The following is a 15,467-nucleotide window of genomic DNA, read 5'->3' as shown; positions in this document are numbered from 1 at the left end:
TACTATGCATAAAAAACACTTTCTATTTTTACTTGTTTCGCCTTTGGCAATGGCGGAAACGGTTGAGTTTCAGCAAGATCCCACAGAGTTTGATAGTCGGCAACAAGCGGTCAAATTTGAGCAAGAAATTGCAAAAAGAGATTTAAAATCAACCGCTTACTTGGCGGAAGATAATACACTTAAAGGTATTGAACAACATATTAACCAAGCAATTTTTAGACAAGATTGGGCAAAGCTGGAAAGCCTGCTTGGCGATTATGCAAAGCAAGAGCAATTTGATCCGCTACTTTTAGACTATGCTTTGGCGGCATTGGCTTATGCTAAAAAAGATTATCGCTCTGCGGCGTTTTATTATCAGCAGTTGCTGAAAAAACAGCCTGATTTAACCTACCCTCGTTTTGATCTAGCCCTGATTTTAAAAGAGGATTATCGCTACAGGGAAGCAGAGTAAGAATTTCAGCAACTCAAAATCGATGATTTACGCAATGCGGTGAATGCTGCTTTGGCTCAAATAAAGGAGGAAGAGAGCTGGAAGCCGGATTTTTATTTGCAATATACTCAAACCAACAATGTGAATAATGCTTCTTCGTCGCCAACGGTAAATGTAAACGGGCGGATTTTTATTAAAGAGTCAGACAGCTTGCCGCAGTCGGCAAAAGGCATAAGGTATGGCGTTGGCTTGAGTAAAATGCGAAACATCGGCGGCAATCATTTTGTGGGCGTTGATCTTGGCTATCACGGTGTTTATTACTGGAATAACCACGATTATAGCGAACAATCGGTCTCACTAACGCCAAAATATAGCTACAGAACGGCAACTTACCGAATCGGGGTTTCGCCCTTTATTGAGCAGAATTGGCTGGGTAGCTCACGGTATAACTATCAATTTGGTAGCAGTATCAATGCTGTTAAACTCTTTGAACGAGGGCTGATTTCCGGCTCATTCAGCCATCTGCAAAAACTTTATAGTGAACAGCATATTGCCGACCGTTACAATGGTTATCGCAACCAACTCACGCTAGGCACGCAATGGCAAGCGGTCAAAGATTGGCGATTTTTTGCAAATCTTAACGCTAGCCGTGAAATTACCCGTGAGAAAGCCCAATCTTCCAATAAGTGGCTGGCGACCATTGGCGTAATTTACCAAACCCCAAGCTGGGCAAGCTCGGCGAGCATTGGTTATGGCAAGCGGTATTTTGCCGATAAGCATTATGTGTTTGGCTACAAACGCCAAGATAAGGAATATCAAGCGAATGTGGCGGTATGGAATCGAAGTTGGCACTTGCACGGAATTGTGCCGAAAGTGAATTTCCGCTATCAAAAAATCGACAGCAATATTGCCGATTTCTACTCTCGTAGCAATAAAGAAGTCTTTATGACGTTAGAGAAACTGTTTTAAGTTTAATGCTGTGTGAATATGGGGGCGAAAATTTTCGCCCGCTATTTATGTGAGCTAATTGAATTTCTTGTAATTTAACTGCAACCATTGCAGCCCAATTACCGCAATGACATTGTCAATTGTGCCGTCTTCCACCCATTGATAAGCCTGCTCACGGCTGACAACGTGGACTAAAATATCCTCATTTTCTTCTTCCAATAAGCCGTGTACCTCGCCCGATTTGACTTTGGTGCTATCAATTAAGCCAAGAAATAAATGCAAACGCTCAAGTTGTCCGCCCGGGCTGTCCCATACGCTAAGGGCGTGTTGCACCTCTGTTACTTCTAAGCCTGCTTCTTCTTTTGCTTCTCGAATAGCAACTTCCGCAGGTTCTTCATTGCCTTTATCGACCATACCTGCCACTAATTCCAACAGCCAAGGGGAGCTTTTCTGTGCGGAGTCATAAGCTCCAATACGCACTTGCTCAACCAACACGACGTTATCCAATTTCGGATCGTAAGCAATAAGTGCTGCCGCTTCGCCTTTAATTAAGAGTTCACGCACCACATCGCCGCTCATTTCGCCTGAAAAGAGTTTATGGCGGAATGTGATTTTTTGTAACTCAAAATGCCCTTTGTAAACTGTTTCTTTGTTTAGTATCTGCAAATCGTCATATTGATATTGGTTCATTCTGCCCCCTAGCTTCTTTGTAAACGGTCACTATGTACAAGATACAACGCTACAATCATTACTAAAATCGATACCGAGAAAAGTAGCGTGTGCATTGCATTTGAGTGATCGACAATAATTAATCTTACCATTGCGGTAATGCCGATATAGAGAAAATATCGCAACGGGAAGTGATAGTTCGATTTAAAATATTTCACAATTAAAGCCAAAAACTCAAAATAGAGGAAGAAAATCACGATATGTTCTACCACTTGGAATTTTTCGCTATTGTCAATTAATAATTCATAAAGTGCATAGCCTTCGACAAAGAGTGAATAAGAAAGCAGTACACCGGCTACCAATAAAGAGAGATTGAGCACCCATTGAAAAATTTCTGACGCAATTCTGCCAAACGTAGAGTGGCGTTCTTCTAATGATTTTTTAGACATTTATTATCCTTCATTCACATCATAAACAATCGATTGGCACGTAACAGGCTGAAATTGCCCATTCTGCCAATGGTATAACAAAGGTTCAGATAATAGCATATTTTCGGGGAGCTGATAGAAGTAGCTTAAATAGAACGGCAGCTCGCTTACAAAATGCAATTTTCCTCTCGGGCAATGGGCGGAAAAAATGCGTTTTTCCAACGGAAGATGTTTTACTTCAGATAATTTCACAATCCCCACGCCTTGCGATTTTAAAATCGCCTCTCGCAAGCACCAACTTAGATAAAAGCGTTGTGAAAGGTTGTCTAGTAAAGGGCAATGTTTATTTAATAATACAACTTGTTCTTCCATATTGGCATAGTGGCGAATCAGATCCGCATAACGCCTTTCTTTCTGTGGGTGTTCAATATCAATGCCTACTGCTAATTTTGCAAAAAAATGCGAAAAAATGATCGCTATCCAATTCCCCGAATGGCTAATATTAAAATCAATCTGCTCGGCACTCACAAAAGGTCTGCCACTTTTTGTGTGTTGAATGTTCTCTAACAATTGCAAATCCAAGCCATATTTTTTAAACAGTTCAGTCAGCAAAAAATGAGCGGCACGGCGGCTCTGCCATTTATGGGTTTGCTTTTCATTAAAATGTTCAGGCATTGGCGGAAAGTCAAAATCACTCGGCAAAATAGCGTGCCGATGAATAAAAGCAATTTCGATATGGGGGATTGTGTTTGCAGAATTTTCCATAAAAATGACCGCTTGTTGTTAGCGTTTAAAAGCGAGTAACAGCACACTTGCTGAAATTAGCCCAATGCCCGCCCACTCTTGCTCGTTTGGGCGTTCGCCAAGAAATACCACCGCAAAAAGAGTCACCAGCACAAGGCTAAATTTATCCACCGGTGCAACTTGTGAGGCGTTACCTATCTGTAGAGCTTTAAAATAAGCCAGCCAAGAAATGCCCGTAGCAAGCCCTGAGAGAATCAGAAACAACCAATTTTTATTGCTGATGTGAGCAATCGGCTGCCACTTGCCTGTGTAAGTCAGAAACGCGATTAACGCAATGATGATCACAATAGTACGAATAAAAGTGGTAAAATCAGAATTAATATTTTGTAAGCCCACTTTAGCGAAAATTGCCGTGAGGGCAGCAAAAACAGCAGAAATTGCTGCCCAATAGAACCATTCATTACTCATAACAAATTCCTAACATTTTTGATGAAATTATACTCAAACAGATTGATAAAATGTAACTTATCTCTAGTTTAGCAAATTTTCTATTTAATCTTAGGGAAATCTTTGGTAAAAAATAAATTGTATGAAAAAGTAGATAAATAATGAATAGGAGAATTTCAGTGGGAAGATTACTTTTACTTTTAAAATCAGAAGCAGCAGGGGGGATTTTACTATTAATCTTTGCCTTTACCGCAATTATATTGGCAAATTCATCACTAAATGATGTTTATTTTGATTTCTTACAAACTAAAGTAAGTTTTCAGTTTGGTAACTTTGTGTTAGCTAAGCCACTATTGCTTTGGATAAATGATGGGTTGATGGCAATTTTCTTTACCCTGATAGGCTTAGAAGTGAAAAAAGAGTTATTTGAGGGCTCGCTTTCGAGCATTAAAAATGCCTCATTCCCAGCGATGGCAGCAATTGGAGGAATGGTGGTTCCAGCGCTAATTTTCTGGTTTATCAATAAAGATTATCCCGAATATCATTCAGGTTGGGCAATTCCTATGGCAACCGATATTGCTTTTGCTGTTGGTATTGTAGCACTGTTAGGGACGCGTGTGCCGTTAGCACTAAAAGTATTCTTACTGGCACTTGCGATTATTGATGATTTAGGTGCAATTATTGTGATTGCCCTTTTCTATTCGCAAGAGATTAGTATGCAAGCTCTTAGCATTGCTGGTGTTGCAATTTTTGCATTGTTCATTCTTAATCGTTTTAAGGTTACTTCACTTTGTGCCTATATCTTTATTGGTCTGATTTTGTGGACATCAGTTTTAAAATCAGGTGTTCACGCTACTTTAGCTGGGGTAATTATTGGCTTTTGTATACCATTGAAAGGAAAAAATGGGGAACGACCAGCAGAAGAATTGGAACATATCCTTGTACCTTGGTGTTCATTTATGATTCTTCCTATTTTCGCATTTGCTAATGCCGGTGTATCGTTATTAGGGATGGGGATTGAACAGCTAACTTCGCCATTACCATTGGGTATTGCACTAGGTTTGCTTGTAGGTAAGGCTATAGGGGTGTTTGGATTTAGCTATTTAGCTGTTATTTTCCGATTTGCAAGCTTACCACCAGGTGTTAATTTTAAACAAATTTTTGCCATTGCGGTGTTATGTGGTATCGGGTTTACTATGTCAATGTTCCTTGCAAGTCTCGCATTTGATGTAAGTCAAGCAGGGGAGACTATCACACCTCTTGCACGTTTAGGCATTTTACTTGGTTCTGCTATATCTGCTATTTTAGGTTATATCTTATTAAGAATGGCAACGCGTAAAAATGTGGAATTAGATGAGCCGGTTTAGAGAATGCATTAATATTACTTCTTTTTTAATTTGTGACCGCTTGTAAGTAGGCTTTTTAAGCAACTCTAAATTAGCGGAGTTATAGGGTGAAGTAGTATCTTCGCCCTTATGTTTACTGAACGGGTTTATCTCTTAAAGAACATTATAGTATCTAAATATAAAGTCTAATAATTATCTACCTAACTAAGTATATAACAATTTATAAATATTTTTGTAAAGATTTATTCATATTAGGCCTTATAGTGTGTAAAATGTGCAAAATTTTTTTACTTTTAGGTATATGAGTTTGAATTTATGATTAAAAAGGATAAACTTCTAGCAAGCTAGCAAGGTAATACAACAAGTTTTACTTGTAAAAAGCCGTACCTAAATTTTAATAGACCCACTATGCTGAGTAGCTAAATTACTATAATAGCTACGCAGTGTAGTGGGTTTTTTTATCTATTCAATCTGGAGAAAATTAATGAACAAAGTTTTTAAAGTGATTTGGAATACGGCTACACAAAGTTACTCTGTTGTATCTGAATTATCTCGTGCTAAGGGGAAACCTACAAAATTAAGCGTTCTATCTAAAGCGATTGCTTTAGCACTGAGTGTTGTGGGTGTCACTTCTGCTTATGCAGCAGAAATGCCTGACACCTATTTCCATGTCAATACTGGCGCTGCCGATCAGCCTGCAGGCAATGCTACCACTAATGAAGGCTCTATCGATAGCAAAGCAGGGGCGACTGGCGATCGTTCTATTGCCGTAGGTATGAATGCACGAGCAGAGGGCATCAGCTCCATTTCCATCGGTAGAGATGCCTCCAACTCACAAGCATCAGCCAATGCCATCGCTATCGGTCGCAATGCCCAAAATACAGGCAATGCAAGTCGATCTGTTACTATCGGTGAAAATGCCCTAAGTGAAGAATCAAACACTTCGGTTACCATTGGCTATGGCGCAAAAACCACCATGAACTCACTACCAGATCCTGAAAAAACCTCATTGGGCGTGGGTGGCTGGGCTGTGGCGATCGGTAGAAATGCAACTATGGCAGTATCGCTATCGGTGCTGGAGCAGAAGCAGCCACCGACCCTAATGGCGCTAACCAATATGGTACCCTAGGTTGGTCAACTGCCGTAGGTAGAGAGGCAAAAGCTACAGCACACGCCAGCACCGCTTTATTTCTGAAATAATCGTTATGATTAGCTATTCCAATTAGCCAATTCTACATATTCTTTTATTTCAGGAAATTGCTTCAACCACTTATTCCATTGCACTTCATTCACTTCAATAGAAATAATACGCTCGCCAAACTCATTGAATGTTTCCGTTTTAATACAATTTTCTGCTTTAAATTGAGCATAGATTGCCCCAGCAGTAACAGGCAGTAGGAGCGTTTCACACACTAAATTGCTTCGCAATCTTTCCTGAATGGCTTGGTAGAGTAGATCAATACCAATATTTTCTTGAGCGGAGAGATAAACCGCAATCGCTGTGCCGTCATCATTACGCTCAATATGTGGCTTAATGCCATCCAATTTGTCTATTTTGTTAAAAACTAAAAGTGTAGGGATCTCTAATGCCTCAATTTCATCAAGCACTTGATTTACCGCATCAATATTTTCATTTTTGCGATCGTCTGATCCATCTATAACGTGCAAAAGCAATGTCGCTTCGGTAGTTTCTTGCAAGGTAGATTTAAACGCAGAAACCAAATCGTGTGGTAGAAAACGGATAAAACCTACTGTATCAGCAAGAATGGTTGTGCCGACATCTTGTACTTGAATACGGCGTAAGGTTGGATCGAGTGTCGCAAACAGTTGATCGGCTGCATAAACGCCTGCTTGGGTAATCGCATTGAATAGCGTAGATTTGCCCGCATTGGTATAGCCAACAAGAGAAACGGTTGGAATATCTGCTTTTTGGCGTGTTTTGCGGTTTTGATTGCGTTGCTTGCTGACTTTTTCAAGACGGCTTAAAAGCTGTTGAATGCGTACTTTGATCAAACGGCGATCGGTTTCGAGCTGCGTTTCCCCCAGGCCCCGTAGCCCCACAGATCCCCCTTTTTGCTGATCTTGATTGGTTACACGGCGAACTAAACGGGTAGAGAGATGGCGAAGCTGTGCCAGTTCCACCTGTAGTTTCCCTTCGTGGGATCTGGCTCGCTGAGCGAAAATATCAAGGATCAAACCTGTTCTATCCACCACCCGGCAGCCGCATAGTGATTGCAAATTCCGTGTTTGAGCAGGGCTAAGTTGGTGGTTAACCAACACCACCGTTGCTTCTAGCTGTTCTACCGTTTCCGCAATTTCCTCCGCTTTGCCTTGCCCGACATAATATTTAATGTGTGGGCTTTGGCGAGTTGTGGTCAGGGTTGAAAGAACCTCTACGCCGGCAGATTCGGCAAGTGTTTTAAATTCAAGTAAGTTTTCGACATCTTTATGCTGACCAAGATAGAGATGGACTAAAATCGCTTTATCTCGATTATCTTCGGTAGGATTTGTGATTTCCGTTGTTTGGCTTGCTTCAGATAAAGGAAAGCCAAACGCAGAATTGTCTTCTGAGTTTGGCAATGATTCGTTTAACATTGGTTGAAAATAATGTTTATTCTGCTTGTTCAGCCACTTCTTGTGTAGGCTGAGCTTGTTGAGATTGGTTGTTATTGTTGTGGTGCGATAATGCACGAGCTGGAACAACCGTTGAAATTGCGTGTTTGTAAACCATTTGGCTTACGGTGTTTTTTAGTAAAATTACGAATTGGTCGAAAGATTCGATTTGACCTTGTAATTTAATGCCGTTAACTAAATAAATTGAAACAGGAATACGCTCACGACGAAGTGCATTCAAATATGGATCTTGTAAAGATTGACCTTTTGCCATTTTATTTTCCTTTTTTATTGTTGTGTGATGATTACTAGGACAGCAAATATCATAATAAGTGCCAAGGCGTGCTAGATATTACCACAATTATTTAAATAATGATCGATCTTTTCCACCATTTTTGCTTTAGAGCTAGTCGGATCTAGGCTATCGAGCCACGTTAGCTCACCTTGCCAACTTCTCAACCAAGTAATTTGCCGCTTCGCTAATTGGCGAGTGGCACAAATGCCTTTGAAAATCGCTTCATCAAGTGAAATATCGCCTTGTAAATATTCCCACATTTGGCGATAACCCACACAGCGAATAGACGGCAAATTGATATGCAAATCTTTGCGTAAAAATAACCGCTTGACTTCATCTTCAAACCCCAAGTCAATCATTTTGTGGAAACGTTGCTCAATGCGTTGGTGTAGCACGCTTCTATCTTCTGGCGCAATCGCAAACTGGAGTATGTTATAAGGAATGGCTTCACCTTGTTGGGCGGTGAGTGCTGTCATTGTTTTACCCGTAATATAAAACACCTCTAACGCACGGTTAATGCGTTGGCTATCGTTCGGGTTAATTCTTGCCCCTGCAATAGGGTCGATTTTGACTAATTCTTGGTGTAATACTGCCCAGCCGTGCTGTTCTGCTTTCGTCTCAATGTCAGCACGAATGCTTGGATCGGCAGAGGGTAATGGAGAAAGCCCTTCCAACAAGGCTTTGTAGTAAAGCATTGTGCCACCCACCAAGAGCGGAATTTTGCCCTGTGCGATAATATCCGCCATTTCACGCAACGCATCTGCGTGGAAATTCATCGCTGAATAGCTTTCTGCTGGGTCTAAAATATCAATTAAACGGTGAGGAGCGAGAGCCAGCTCTTCCTTGCTTGGCTTTGCCGTGCCGATATCCATTCCCTTATAAATTAAGGCAGAATCAACACTAATTACCTCAACAGGCAGTTCTTGCCTGAGAGCAATCGCTAAATCTGTTTTACCAGAGGCAGTTGGGCCCATTAAAAAGAGGGCGAGGGGTTTTTGAGTCATTTTATACTTAATTTGAATAGTTAATTCTTTTAAACCAGTATAGCACATTTAAGCTTAAGTTTAGGCTCAGTCATAAAGCCATAAAATTAAAGTATTTAATGAACTAATTCTGATAAATGCTATTATGATGTATATCATTTGATATACAAAGGAGGTTTTTATGGCAAATAGTTCATTAGTAAGTGTAAGAATTAGTCCTGAAATTAAAGAGCAGGCGAGTGAAGTTTTAGCAGGGGTTGGTTTAACGGTTTCTGATGTTATGCGAATGACATTAGCGAAAATTGCGACAGAAAAATGTTTTCAGTTTGACTATCAACCTAACTTAGCAACAGCAGAAGTATTAAGATCGGTTAGAAATGGAGAAGAAAAATTAAACTCAGCAAAAAATATTGCTGATTTAATGGAGCAGCTCAATGCGAGAGATTGAGTATAGTAATGCTTTTAAGCGAGACTACAAAAAGTGTGCAGTTGATACCCTATCTTCTTCGCTGATTGAAGCACTTTATTTTCTCATCAACGATAAGCCACTACTTGAGAAATACTGCGAGCACGCTTTAACTGGCGAATGGAAAGGTTTTCGAGATTGCCATATTCAGCCTGATTTAGTGCTCATTTATCGAAAAATCGATGATAAATTAGAGCTGTTGAGAATAGGTAGTCATTCTAATTTATTTGGATAAAGGGCGATTGAACGCCCTTTCTCTTTTATAGATACGCCGAAAAATCCACCTCTTTTCTTATCCCTTCAATTTCTTTCTTCCCATTGGCATAAAGCTCAATTTCTGAAAGCAGAGCAATCACTTCACTCAGCGTACAAGCGGTTGGAATTCCACATTTTTTTGCAAAAAATTCGGCTAAATTGACCGCTTGTGTTTGGTTAAACAAGGCAAAGAGTATCTGTTGCAAGTTTTGCTCTCTTACTGCTTGTGGTACGGAAAGCAGCGTTAGCCTTGTTTGCTCTTGCCAATGTTTTTCGGTAATGGAAAAACCAAGTTCGGTTAAGCTCTCTTTGTATTGGTGCCAGCGTGCCGTTTGTTGTTCATCTAACGTAATGTTAAGCGGAATTAATAACGCTTGAGTTTGCCTTTTACCAAGCTGATGAGTAAATTTCAGCTCAGCAAGTTTAGCGAGCGGAATTAAGTAGAAATCCTCTCCCTCTTTCATTAATACTGCTTGGTTTTTCACAATGGCTAAGGCTTGGGAATGATGAACTGCAAGCGGTATTATTTTTTCTGTTTGTTGCAAAACAGGTTCAGGTTTTATCTCCGCTTTTGGCTCAAAAGTTGGTATTTGAATGGCGGTTCTTTCTGCTTTTTCCGTTCGAATATCTGAACCGCCCACTAGCTCGTTATACCATTTTTGAGCTGATTGACTGCTACTACTTCGCTCAAATTTAGGCATAAAAGGCGAGTGAGTAGAACGATGTGCATTTTTTTGTGATAATTCGACCGCTTGCTTAGGCTCTTTCGGCTGAGTAAACACATTCTGCCCAGCGGCTTGGCGGTTTGTATCTTTTACATAAGCAGGCATTGGCTCATTGAGTTCGTTTTTTAGTTCAAGTGTGGGTTGATTTTGTTGTAGGCTATTGCTCACACCTTGCAAAATAAAGTCGTGTACCAATCTGCCTTGATGAAAACGGACTTCGTGCTTGGCTGGGTGAACGTTTACATCCACCATCGTTGGATCTAAATCCAAGAAAATCACAAAGGCAGGGTAGTAGCCAGTTACAATGCTCTCGCCATAGGCTTGGCGGATTGCGTGATTAATGGTTTTATCCCGCATCATTCGCCCATTTACATAGCTGTAGCAAAGATCGTTTTGCAGACGAGCCAGCATCGGCGAGCCAACCCAGCCGTGCAGGTGTAAATCGCCGTGTTGCCAGTCAATATAATTGGCATTTTGGATAAATTCCTCGCCACAAATTGCCGCTACACGCTTTTGTTTTTGTTCTACTGATTGATCTGCCACTTTGCGATATTGGCGGACAATTTTGCCGTTATGAGTAAGGGTAAAACTGATGTTCGGTTTAGCCAGAGCAATGCGGCGAATCACTTCATCAATATGAGCAAACTCGGTTTTATCAGTGCGTAAAAATTTACGGCGTGCAGGTGTGTTGAAAAATAGATTAGCGACTTCAATGGTTGTGCCGATTGGGTGAGAGGCTGGTTGAATTTCTACCTCCATTTCTCGCCCCTGTGCGTAAGCCTGCCACGCTTCACTTTGCTCTGCGGTGCGAGAAGTAAGGGTTAAACGGGAGACCGAGCTGATACTCGCCAATGCTTCACCCCTAAAGCCCAAACTTAAAATGGCTTCCAAATCTTCTAAACTGCTGATTTTGCTCGTAGCGTGGCGAGCGAGAGCGAGCGGTAAATCTTGCTTGCTGATACCACAGCCATTATCTCGAATGCGGATCAGTTGCGAGCCACCTTTTTCAATATCAATTTGAATAGTGTTCGCCCCCGCATCGAGGCTGTTTTCGACCAGTTCTTTCACCACAGACGCAGGGCGTTCTACTACCTCGCCTGCAGCAATTTGGTTTGCCAGTTGCGGAGGAAGGATATGGATTAGCTGTTTAGGGGTAGTGTTTGTCATTTTTGTGCCTAATCATTTGGAATTAGCCCATTTTATCTAATTTTCTTCGCTTTTGCATATTTCTTCACACAAAAGAACATGTTAGATTATGAAGAATATTCACAAAATGAGAATAAATTTATGCAGATGATAGAACTTGCTCAACAAGCGAAACAAGCCAGTTTTGAATTGGCACAATTTGGCAATCGCCAGAAAAACGAAGCTCTGCTAACCATTGCAGATAGCCTTGAACAGCGTGCGACTGAAATTTTATATGCCAATGCAAAAGACATTGAATTTGCACAATCGCAAGGGATCTCATTAGCTATTATTGACCGTTTATTGCTGAATGAAGAGAGGCTAAAAGGGATCGCAAACGATGTACGAAATGTGGCGAAATTAGCCGATCCTGTAGGGCAAGTGATTGATGGCGGTGTGTTAGACAGTGGCTTAAAGATTGAACGTCAACGTGTGCCGTTGGGTGTGATTTTAACTATTTATGAAGCTCGCCCGAATGTAACCATTGATGTAGCATCACTTTGTTTAAAAACAGGTAATGCGGTTATTTTACGAGGTGGGAAAGAAACCAAATTTACCAATGCAGTATTGGTTGATGTGGTGCAAGATGCGCTAGAAAAAGCAGGTTTGCCGAAATTAGCGGTGCAGGCTGTAACGGATCCGAATCGTGCTTTGTTGTTAGAGCTTTTAAAGTTAGATCGTTACATTGATATGGTTATTCCACGAGGCGGGGCGGGTTTACATCAGTTCTGCAAAGAAAATTCAACCATTCCTGTGATTGTAGGCGGCATTGGGGTTTGTCATCTGTTTGTGGAGAAAACAGCGGATCAAGAGAAATCGCTAGAGGTGATTGCCAATGCGAAAACCCAACGTCCAAGCACTTGCAATACATTAGAAACCTTGTTAGTGGAGAAATCTATCGCTGTGGAATTTATACCGAAATTGGTCGCTAAAATGCAGCAGTTAGGTGTAACCATTCATAGTAATGATTTGCAAAAAATTGAGGGAATTGAACCGCTTGATCAGGAAAAACTTAGCCAAGAATGGTTATCTCTTGATCTTAACGTAGTCGTTGTGAATGACTTACAACAGGCGGTGGAACACATTCGCCATTATGGCTCGCAGCATTCGGAAAGTATTTTAACTTCTGATTATCAAGCTGCTCGTCAATTTGTACAACAGGTTGATGCCGCGGCAGTTTATATTAATGCCAGCACCCGTTTTACTGATGGCGGCGAATTCGGATTAGGGGCCGAAGTAGCGGTGAGTACGCAAAAATTACACGCAAGAGGTCCAATGGGGCTTGAGGCATTAACCACTTATAAATGGGTGTGTGAAGGCGATTATTTAATTAGAGGATAAGTATGTTAAAGCAGATTTTAGAATTTTTTAAGTTGCTCGCTAAACGTTATACGGAAAATAATATTGCGGTTTCGGCGGGCTATCTTACTTACAGTACGATGCTTGCCATTGTACCGTCAATTATTGTGCTTTTTTCGATTTTTACATTTTTTCCTGTGTTTTATGAAGCTAGTGAAATGTTAAAAGCGTTTATTTATGACAATTTTGCTCCGAGTGCGAGCGAAATGGTTTCAGAATATCTTGAGCTATTTGTCAGTAATGCAAAAAAAATGGGGATAGTTAGTATTATCGGTTTATTTGTGGTTTCTTTGATGTTGATTAAAAGCATTGATGAATCTCTTAATACTATTTGGCACAATAGTCAGAGTAGACCGATGTGGTTCTCTTTCTTGCTTTATTTCTTAGTTTTAATATTTGGGCCATTACTTGCTGGAGCAAGTATTGCGATTACAACCTATATCACGTCATTAGCAATTTTTAATGGCTCCGGAGCATTGTCGCTCGGGCAACATTTATTAGAATTAATGCCGTTTTTCTTGATTTGGCTGCTGTTTACATTGGTGTATAAATTTATCCCGGTTACAAAGGTAGAATTTAAGCACGCAGCAATTGGAGCATTACTGGCTGCGGTGTTCTTCACCTTAGGTAAACAAGCCTTTATTTGGTATATTACAGCCTTCCCATCTTATCAAGCAATTTATGGGGCATTAGCGGTATTGCCGATTATGTTGTTGTGGATTCAATTAAGCTGGCAAGTGGTGCTATTAGGAGGGCAGTTCGCTGCAATATTAAAAGAGATGGAAGAAAACAGAGGCGCTAATGATCGGATTAATTCAGCGGGTTAAATGGGCAAAAGTAGAGGTTAAAGAACAAATTATTGGCGAAATTCAGCACGGTTTATTGGTTCTGCTCGGCGTTGAAAAAGATGATGATGAGTCTAAAGCCGATAAATTATTGGAAAAGGTACTGAATTATCGGGTGTTTTCTGATGAGCAAGGCAAGATGAATTTGAATGTTCAGCAAGCAGGTGGCAGCCTGCTCGTGGTGTCACAATTCACACTTGCAGCGGATACGAACAAAGGCTTACGCCCGAGTTTTTCCAGAGGAGCAGCCCCAATTGATGCGGAACGTTTATACGACTACTTTCATCAACAAGCGGCAACTAAAATCCATACCCAAACAGGGAAATTTGCGGCAGATATGCAAGTTAGCCTACAAAATGATGGACCTGTTACCTTTTGGTTGCAGGTTTAATTTCTCTTTTTAGGAGATTTTCAGTGTATCAATTACCGCTCGTAGTGCAGGTGAAACATTGCGGTGCGGATAGTATAGATAAAGAGGTGGCAATGTGATGCAACTTTGGTTAAAAATAGAAATTAATTGACCGCTTGCCAGCTCAGTTTCTATTAAATTTTCAGGTAAATAGGCTAATCCTAAATGCAAAAGAGCAGCGTCTTTGGCAGACTGTGAACTATTGAAAATCCAGCGGCAATTTGGGGTAAGTTTAATTTGTTCGCCATTGTCTTTAAACTCCCAAGAAAAAAGTTCTCTATTGCTTAAGCGATATCCGATACATTGATATTGTGTCAGCTCTTGGAGGTCTTTTGGAAAGCCGTGCGTAGTAAAATAGTGTGGAGTTGCAGCTACCGCCATTCTGATAGGTTCTGTAATTTTGACTGCGATCTGTAGAAGATCAGACTTGATCTGACAATTCACTCTAAAAAGTGAGAGTTTCCCGTTTAGAATATGAGTGTCAAAAATCAATCTAAACAAAAAGGAAACTCTCATGTTTTATTACTTACAACCCTCTCATTAAACACAAGACCGGTTTATTAAATTTAGCAGAAGAACTGGGTAATATTTCTCAAGCCTGCAAAGTAATGGGAATGAGCCGAGATACATTCTATGGTTATCAACAAGCGGTTGAGCAAGGTGGTGTTGAAGCATTGCTGAATCAAAATAGACGCGTTCCCAACTTAGAAAATCGTGTTGATGAGGCAATAGAGCAAGCTGTTGTGAAGTTTGCTCTTGATAACCCAGCATTTGGGCAGGTAAGAGTGAGTAACGAACTCCGTAAACAAGGCATCTTTTTTTCAGCAGGAGGTGTCCGTTCGATTTGGTTACGTCATCATCTTGCAATTTTAAGCAAAGATTAATCGCCCTGGAAAAACTGGTTGCAGAACAAGGTATTATACTCAGTGAAACACAGGTACAAGCCTTAGAGCGTAAGAAAGAAGATGAGATTGCCTGTGGTGAAATTGAAACGGCACACCCTGGCTATCTTGGCTCACAAGATACTTTCTATGTGGGCAACCTCAAAGGAGTGGGTCGTATTTATCAACAAACGTTTATTGATACTTACAGTAAAGTGGCGTTTGCAAAACTTTATACAATGAAGACCGCTATCAGTGCTGCGGATATGCTGAATGATAAAGTGTTACCTTACTTTGAAAGCCAAGGTTTACCAATGTTACGCATATTAACTGACCGAGGAAGTGAATATTGTGGCAAGGTAGAAAATCACGATTATGAGCTTTATTTAGCGATAAATGATATTGAACACAGTAAAACCAAGGTAAAACATCCGCAGAC

18 protein-coding genes and 1 pseudogene are annotated in these 15,467 nt (G+C 40.6%); 10 read left to right on the top strand and 9 right to left on the bottom strand.

Annotated features, from left to right (window positions below; translation table 11 throughout):
* The first annotated feature begins 4 nt into the window (after positions 1-4).
* The gene (locus ACERCF_RS09345) at positions 5-451 is read left to right on the top strand and encodes a hypothetical protein (protein ID WP_373625413.1); all 447 of its coding nucleotides are present in this window, start codon (positions 5-7) and stop codon (positions 449-451) included.
* A 51-nt stretch (positions 452-502) separates the two neighbouring features.
* A complete protein-coding gene (locus tag ACERCF_RS09340; RefSeq protein WP_373625412.1) occupies positions 503-1,399 on the top strand; it encodes a surface lipoprotein assembly modifier in 897 nt (298 codons plus the stop codon).
* A 54-nt stretch (positions 1,400-1,453) separates the two neighbouring features.
* On the opposite strand, the gene nudF is transcribed toward ACERCF_RS09340, so the two are convergent.
* Genes nudF through ACERCF_RS09320 form a run of 4 tightly spaced genes read right to left on the bottom strand, consistent with a single transcriptional unit; the run spans position 1,454 to position 3,687 of the window.
* The gene (gene nudF / locus ACERCF_RS09335) at positions 1,454-2,068 is read right to left on the bottom strand and encodes an ADP-ribose diphosphatase (protein WP_373625411.1); all 615 of its coding nucleotides are present in this window, start codon (positions 2,066-2,068) and stop codon (positions 1,454-1,456) included.
* An 8-nt stretch (positions 2,069-2,076) separates the two neighbouring features.
* Positions 2,077-2,496 carry a phosphate-starvation-inducible protein PsiE gene (psiE, locus tag ACERCF_RS09330; protein ID WP_373611514.1) on the bottom strand — a complete coding sequence of 140 codons (420 nt, stop codon included), beginning with the start codon at positions 2,494-2,496 and terminating at the stop codon, positions 2,077-2,079.
* A 3-nt stretch (positions 2,497-2,499) separates the two neighbouring features.
* On the bottom strand, positions 2,500-3,240 hold the full coding sequence (locus ACERCF_RS09325; RefSeq protein WP_373625410.1) for a 4'-phosphopantetheinyl transferase family protein: 741 nt from the start codon (positions 3,238-3,240) through the stop codon (positions 2,500-2,502).
* An 18-nt stretch (positions 3,241-3,258) separates the two neighbouring features.
* Complete coding sequence (locus ACERCF_RS09320) at positions 3,259-3,687, bottom strand: EamA family transporter (RefSeq protein WP_373625409.1); 429 nt, start codon at positions 3,685-3,687, stop codon at positions 3,259-3,261.
* A 158-nt stretch (positions 3,688-3,845) separates the two neighbouring features.
* On the opposite strand from ACERCF_RS09320, the gene nhaA reads away from it, so the two are divergent.
* On the top strand, positions 3,846-5,033 hold the full coding sequence (gene nhaA / locus ACERCF_RS09315; protein ID WP_373611511.1) for a Na+/H+ antiporter NhaA: 1,188 nt from the start codon (positions 3,846-3,848) through the stop codon (positions 5,031-5,033).
* A 463-nt stretch (positions 5,034-5,496) separates the two neighbouring features.
* Positions 5,497-6,141: an ESPR-type extended signal peptide-containing protein gene (locus ACERCF_RS09310; RefSeq protein WP_373625408.1), complete on the top strand. Its 645-nt coding sequence runs from the start codon at positions 5,497-5,499 to the stop codon at positions 6,139-6,141.
* Between the two features lie 80 nt (positions 6,142-6,221).
* On the opposite strand, the gene hflX is transcribed toward ACERCF_RS09310, so the two are convergent.
* The 3 genes from hflX to miaA form a co-directional block, all read right to left on the bottom strand.
* Positions 6,222-7,607 (bottom strand): ribosome rescue GTPase HflX, encoded by a 1,386-nt coding sequence (hflX, locus tag ACERCF_RS09305; RefSeq protein ID WP_373625407.1) that lies wholly within the window; start codon positions 7,605-7,607, stop codon positions 6,222-6,224.
* A gap of 16 nt (positions 7,608-7,623) precedes the next feature.
* Positions 7,624-7,899: an RNA chaperone Hfq gene (gene hfq / locus ACERCF_RS09300; RefSeq protein WP_373611508.1), complete on the bottom strand. Its 276-nt coding sequence runs from the start codon at positions 7,897-7,899 to the stop codon at positions 7,624-7,626.
* 71 nt (positions 7,900-7,970) lie between these two features.
* Positions 7,971-8,924, bottom strand: coding sequence for a tRNA (adenosine(37)-N6)-dimethylallyltransferase MiaA (gene miaA / locus ACERCF_RS09295; RefSeq protein ID WP_373625406.1), 954 nt, complete (start codon positions 8,922-8,924; stop codon positions 7,971-7,973).
* A 160-nt stretch (positions 8,925-9,084) separates the two neighbouring features.
* Here miaA and ACERCF_RS09290 point away from each other — a divergent pair, with 160 nt between their 5' ends.
* Positions 9,085-9,351 carry a type II toxin-antitoxin system RelB/DinJ family antitoxin gene (locus ACERCF_RS09290; protein WP_373625405.1) on the top strand — a complete coding sequence of 89 codons (267 nt, stop codon included), beginning with the start codon at positions 9,085-9,087 and terminating at the stop codon, positions 9,349-9,351.
* Complete coding sequence (locus ACERCF_RS09285) at positions 9,338-9,604, top strand: type II toxin-antitoxin system RelE/ParE family toxin (RefSeq protein ID WP_373611505.1); 267 nt, start codon at positions 9,338-9,340, stop codon at positions 9,602-9,604. The genes ACERCF_RS09290 and ACERCF_RS09285 overlap by 14 nt, the downstream gene beginning before the upstream one ends.
* A 25-nt stretch (positions 9,605-9,629) precedes the next feature.
* On the opposite strand, the gene mutL is transcribed toward ACERCF_RS09285, so the two are convergent.
* Positions 9,630-11,516, bottom strand: a complete 1,887-nt coding sequence (mutL, locus tag ACERCF_RS09280; RefSeq protein WP_373625404.1) for a DNA mismatch repair endonuclease MutL — start codon at positions 11,514-11,516, stop codon at positions 9,630-9,632.
* A gap of 120 nt (positions 11,517-11,636) precedes the next feature.
* Here mutL and proA point away from each other — a divergent pair, with 120 nt between their 5' ends.
* The 3 genes from proA to dtd are packed head-to-tail and all read left to right on the top strand — an operon-like array spanning position 11,637 to position 14,129.
* Entirely contained in the window at positions 11,637-12,875 is a 1,239-nt protein-coding gene (gene proA / locus ACERCF_RS09275) for a glutamate-5-semialdehyde dehydrogenase (protein ID WP_373625403.1), read from the top strand.
* 2 nt (positions 12,876-12,877) lie between these two features.
* A complete protein-coding gene (locus ACERCF_RS09270; protein ID WP_373611503.1) occupies positions 12,878-13,720 on the top strand; it encodes a virulence factor BrkB family protein in 843 nt (280 codons plus the stop codon).
* On the top strand, positions 13,695-14,129 hold the full coding sequence (gene dtd / locus ACERCF_RS09265) for a D-aminoacyl-tRNA deacylase (protein ID WP_373611502.1): 435 nt from the start codon (positions 13,695-13,697) through the stop codon (positions 14,127-14,129). Before ACERCF_RS09270 ends, dtd begins: the two co-directional genes overlap by 26 nt.
* 9 nt (positions 14,130-14,138) lie before the next feature.
* Here the strand turns inward: dtd and ACERCF_RS09260 are convergent, their stop codons facing one another.
* Positions 14,139-14,528 carry a LysR substrate-binding domain-containing protein gene (locus ACERCF_RS09260; protein ID WP_373625402.1) on the bottom strand — a complete coding sequence of 130 codons (390 nt, stop codon included), beginning with the start codon at positions 14,526-14,528 and terminating at the stop codon, positions 14,139-14,141.
* Positions 14,529-14,668: 140 nt separating this feature from the next.
* On the opposite strand from ACERCF_RS09260, the pseudogene ACERCF_RS09255 reads away from it, so the two are divergent.
* A pseudogene (locus ACERCF_RS09255) lies at positions 14,669-15,467 on the top strand (helix-turn-helix domain-containing protein); the annotation flags it as partial.

It is taken from the genome of Mannheimia kashgarensis, from assembly GCF_041807705.1.
GTDB lineage: Bacteria > Pseudomonadota > Gammaproteobacteria > Enterobacterales > Pasteurellaceae > Mannheimia.
Note: the sequence above shows the minus strand (reverse complement) of the source record. Positions and strands in the feature narration are given on the sequence as shown.

Excerpts from the sequence above, each read along its gene's own strand:
- miaA (WP_373625406.1), bottom strand. The coding sequence starts at position 8,924 with ATGACTCAAAAACCCCTCGCCCTCTTTTTAATGGGCCCAACTGCCTCT.
- proA (WP_373625403.1), top strand. The coding sequence starts at position 11,637 with ATGCAGATGATAGAACTTGCTCAACAAGCGAAACAAGCCAGTTTTGAA.
- ACERCF_RS09320 (WP_373625409.1), bottom strand. The coding sequence starts at position 3,687 with ATGAGTAATGAATGGTTCTATTGGGCAGCAATTTCTGCTGTTTTTGCT.
- psiE (WP_373611514.1), bottom strand. The coding sequence starts at position 2,496 with ATGTCTAAAAAATCATTAGAAGAACGCCACTCTACGTTTGGCAGAATT.
- hflX (WP_373625407.1), bottom strand. The coding sequence starts at position 7,607 with ATGTTAAACGAATCATTGCCAAACTCAGAAGACAATTCTGCGTTTGGC.
- mutL (WP_373625404.1), bottom strand. The coding sequence starts at position 11,516 with ATGACAAACACTACCCCTAAACAGCTAATCCATATCCTTCCTCCGCAA.
- ACERCF_RS09310 (WP_373625408.1), top strand. The coding sequence starts at position 5,497 with ATGAACAAAGTTTTTAAAGTGATTTGGAATACGGCTACACAAAGTTAC.
- ACERCF_RS09325 (WP_373625410.1), bottom strand. The coding sequence starts at position 3,240 with ATGGAAAATTCTGCAAACACAATCCCCCATATCGAAATTGCTTTTATT.
- hfq (WP_373611508.1), bottom strand. The coding sequence starts at position 7,899 with ATGGCAAAAGGTCAATCTTTACAAGATCCATATTTGAATGCACTTCGT.
- nudF (WP_373625411.1), bottom strand. The coding sequence starts at position 2,068 with ATGAACCAATATCAATATGACGATTTGCAGATACTAAACAAAGAAACA.
- ACERCF_RS09285 (WP_373611505.1), top strand. The coding sequence starts at position 9,338 with ATGCGAGAGATTGAGTATAGTAATGCTTTTAAGCGAGACTACAAAAAG.
- ACERCF_RS09260 (WP_373625402.1), bottom strand. The coding sequence starts at position 14,528 with ATGGCGGTAGCTGCAACTCCACACTATTTTACTACGCACGGCTTTCCA.
- ACERCF_RS09345 (WP_373625413.1), top strand. The coding sequence starts at position 5 with ATGCATAAAAAACACTTTCTATTTTTACTTGTTTCGCCTTTGGCAATG.
- dtd (WP_373611502.1), top strand. The coding sequence starts at position 13,695 with ATGATCGGATTAATTCAGCGGGTTAAATGGGCAAAAGTAGAGGTTAAA.
- ACERCF_RS09270 (WP_373611503.1), top strand. The coding sequence starts at position 12,878 with ATGTTAAAGCAGATTTTAGAATTTTTTAAGTTGCTCGCTAAACGTTAT.
- ACERCF_RS09290 (WP_373625405.1), top strand. The coding sequence starts at position 9,085 with ATGGCAAATAGTTCATTAGTAAGTGTAAGAATTAGTCCTGAAATTAAA.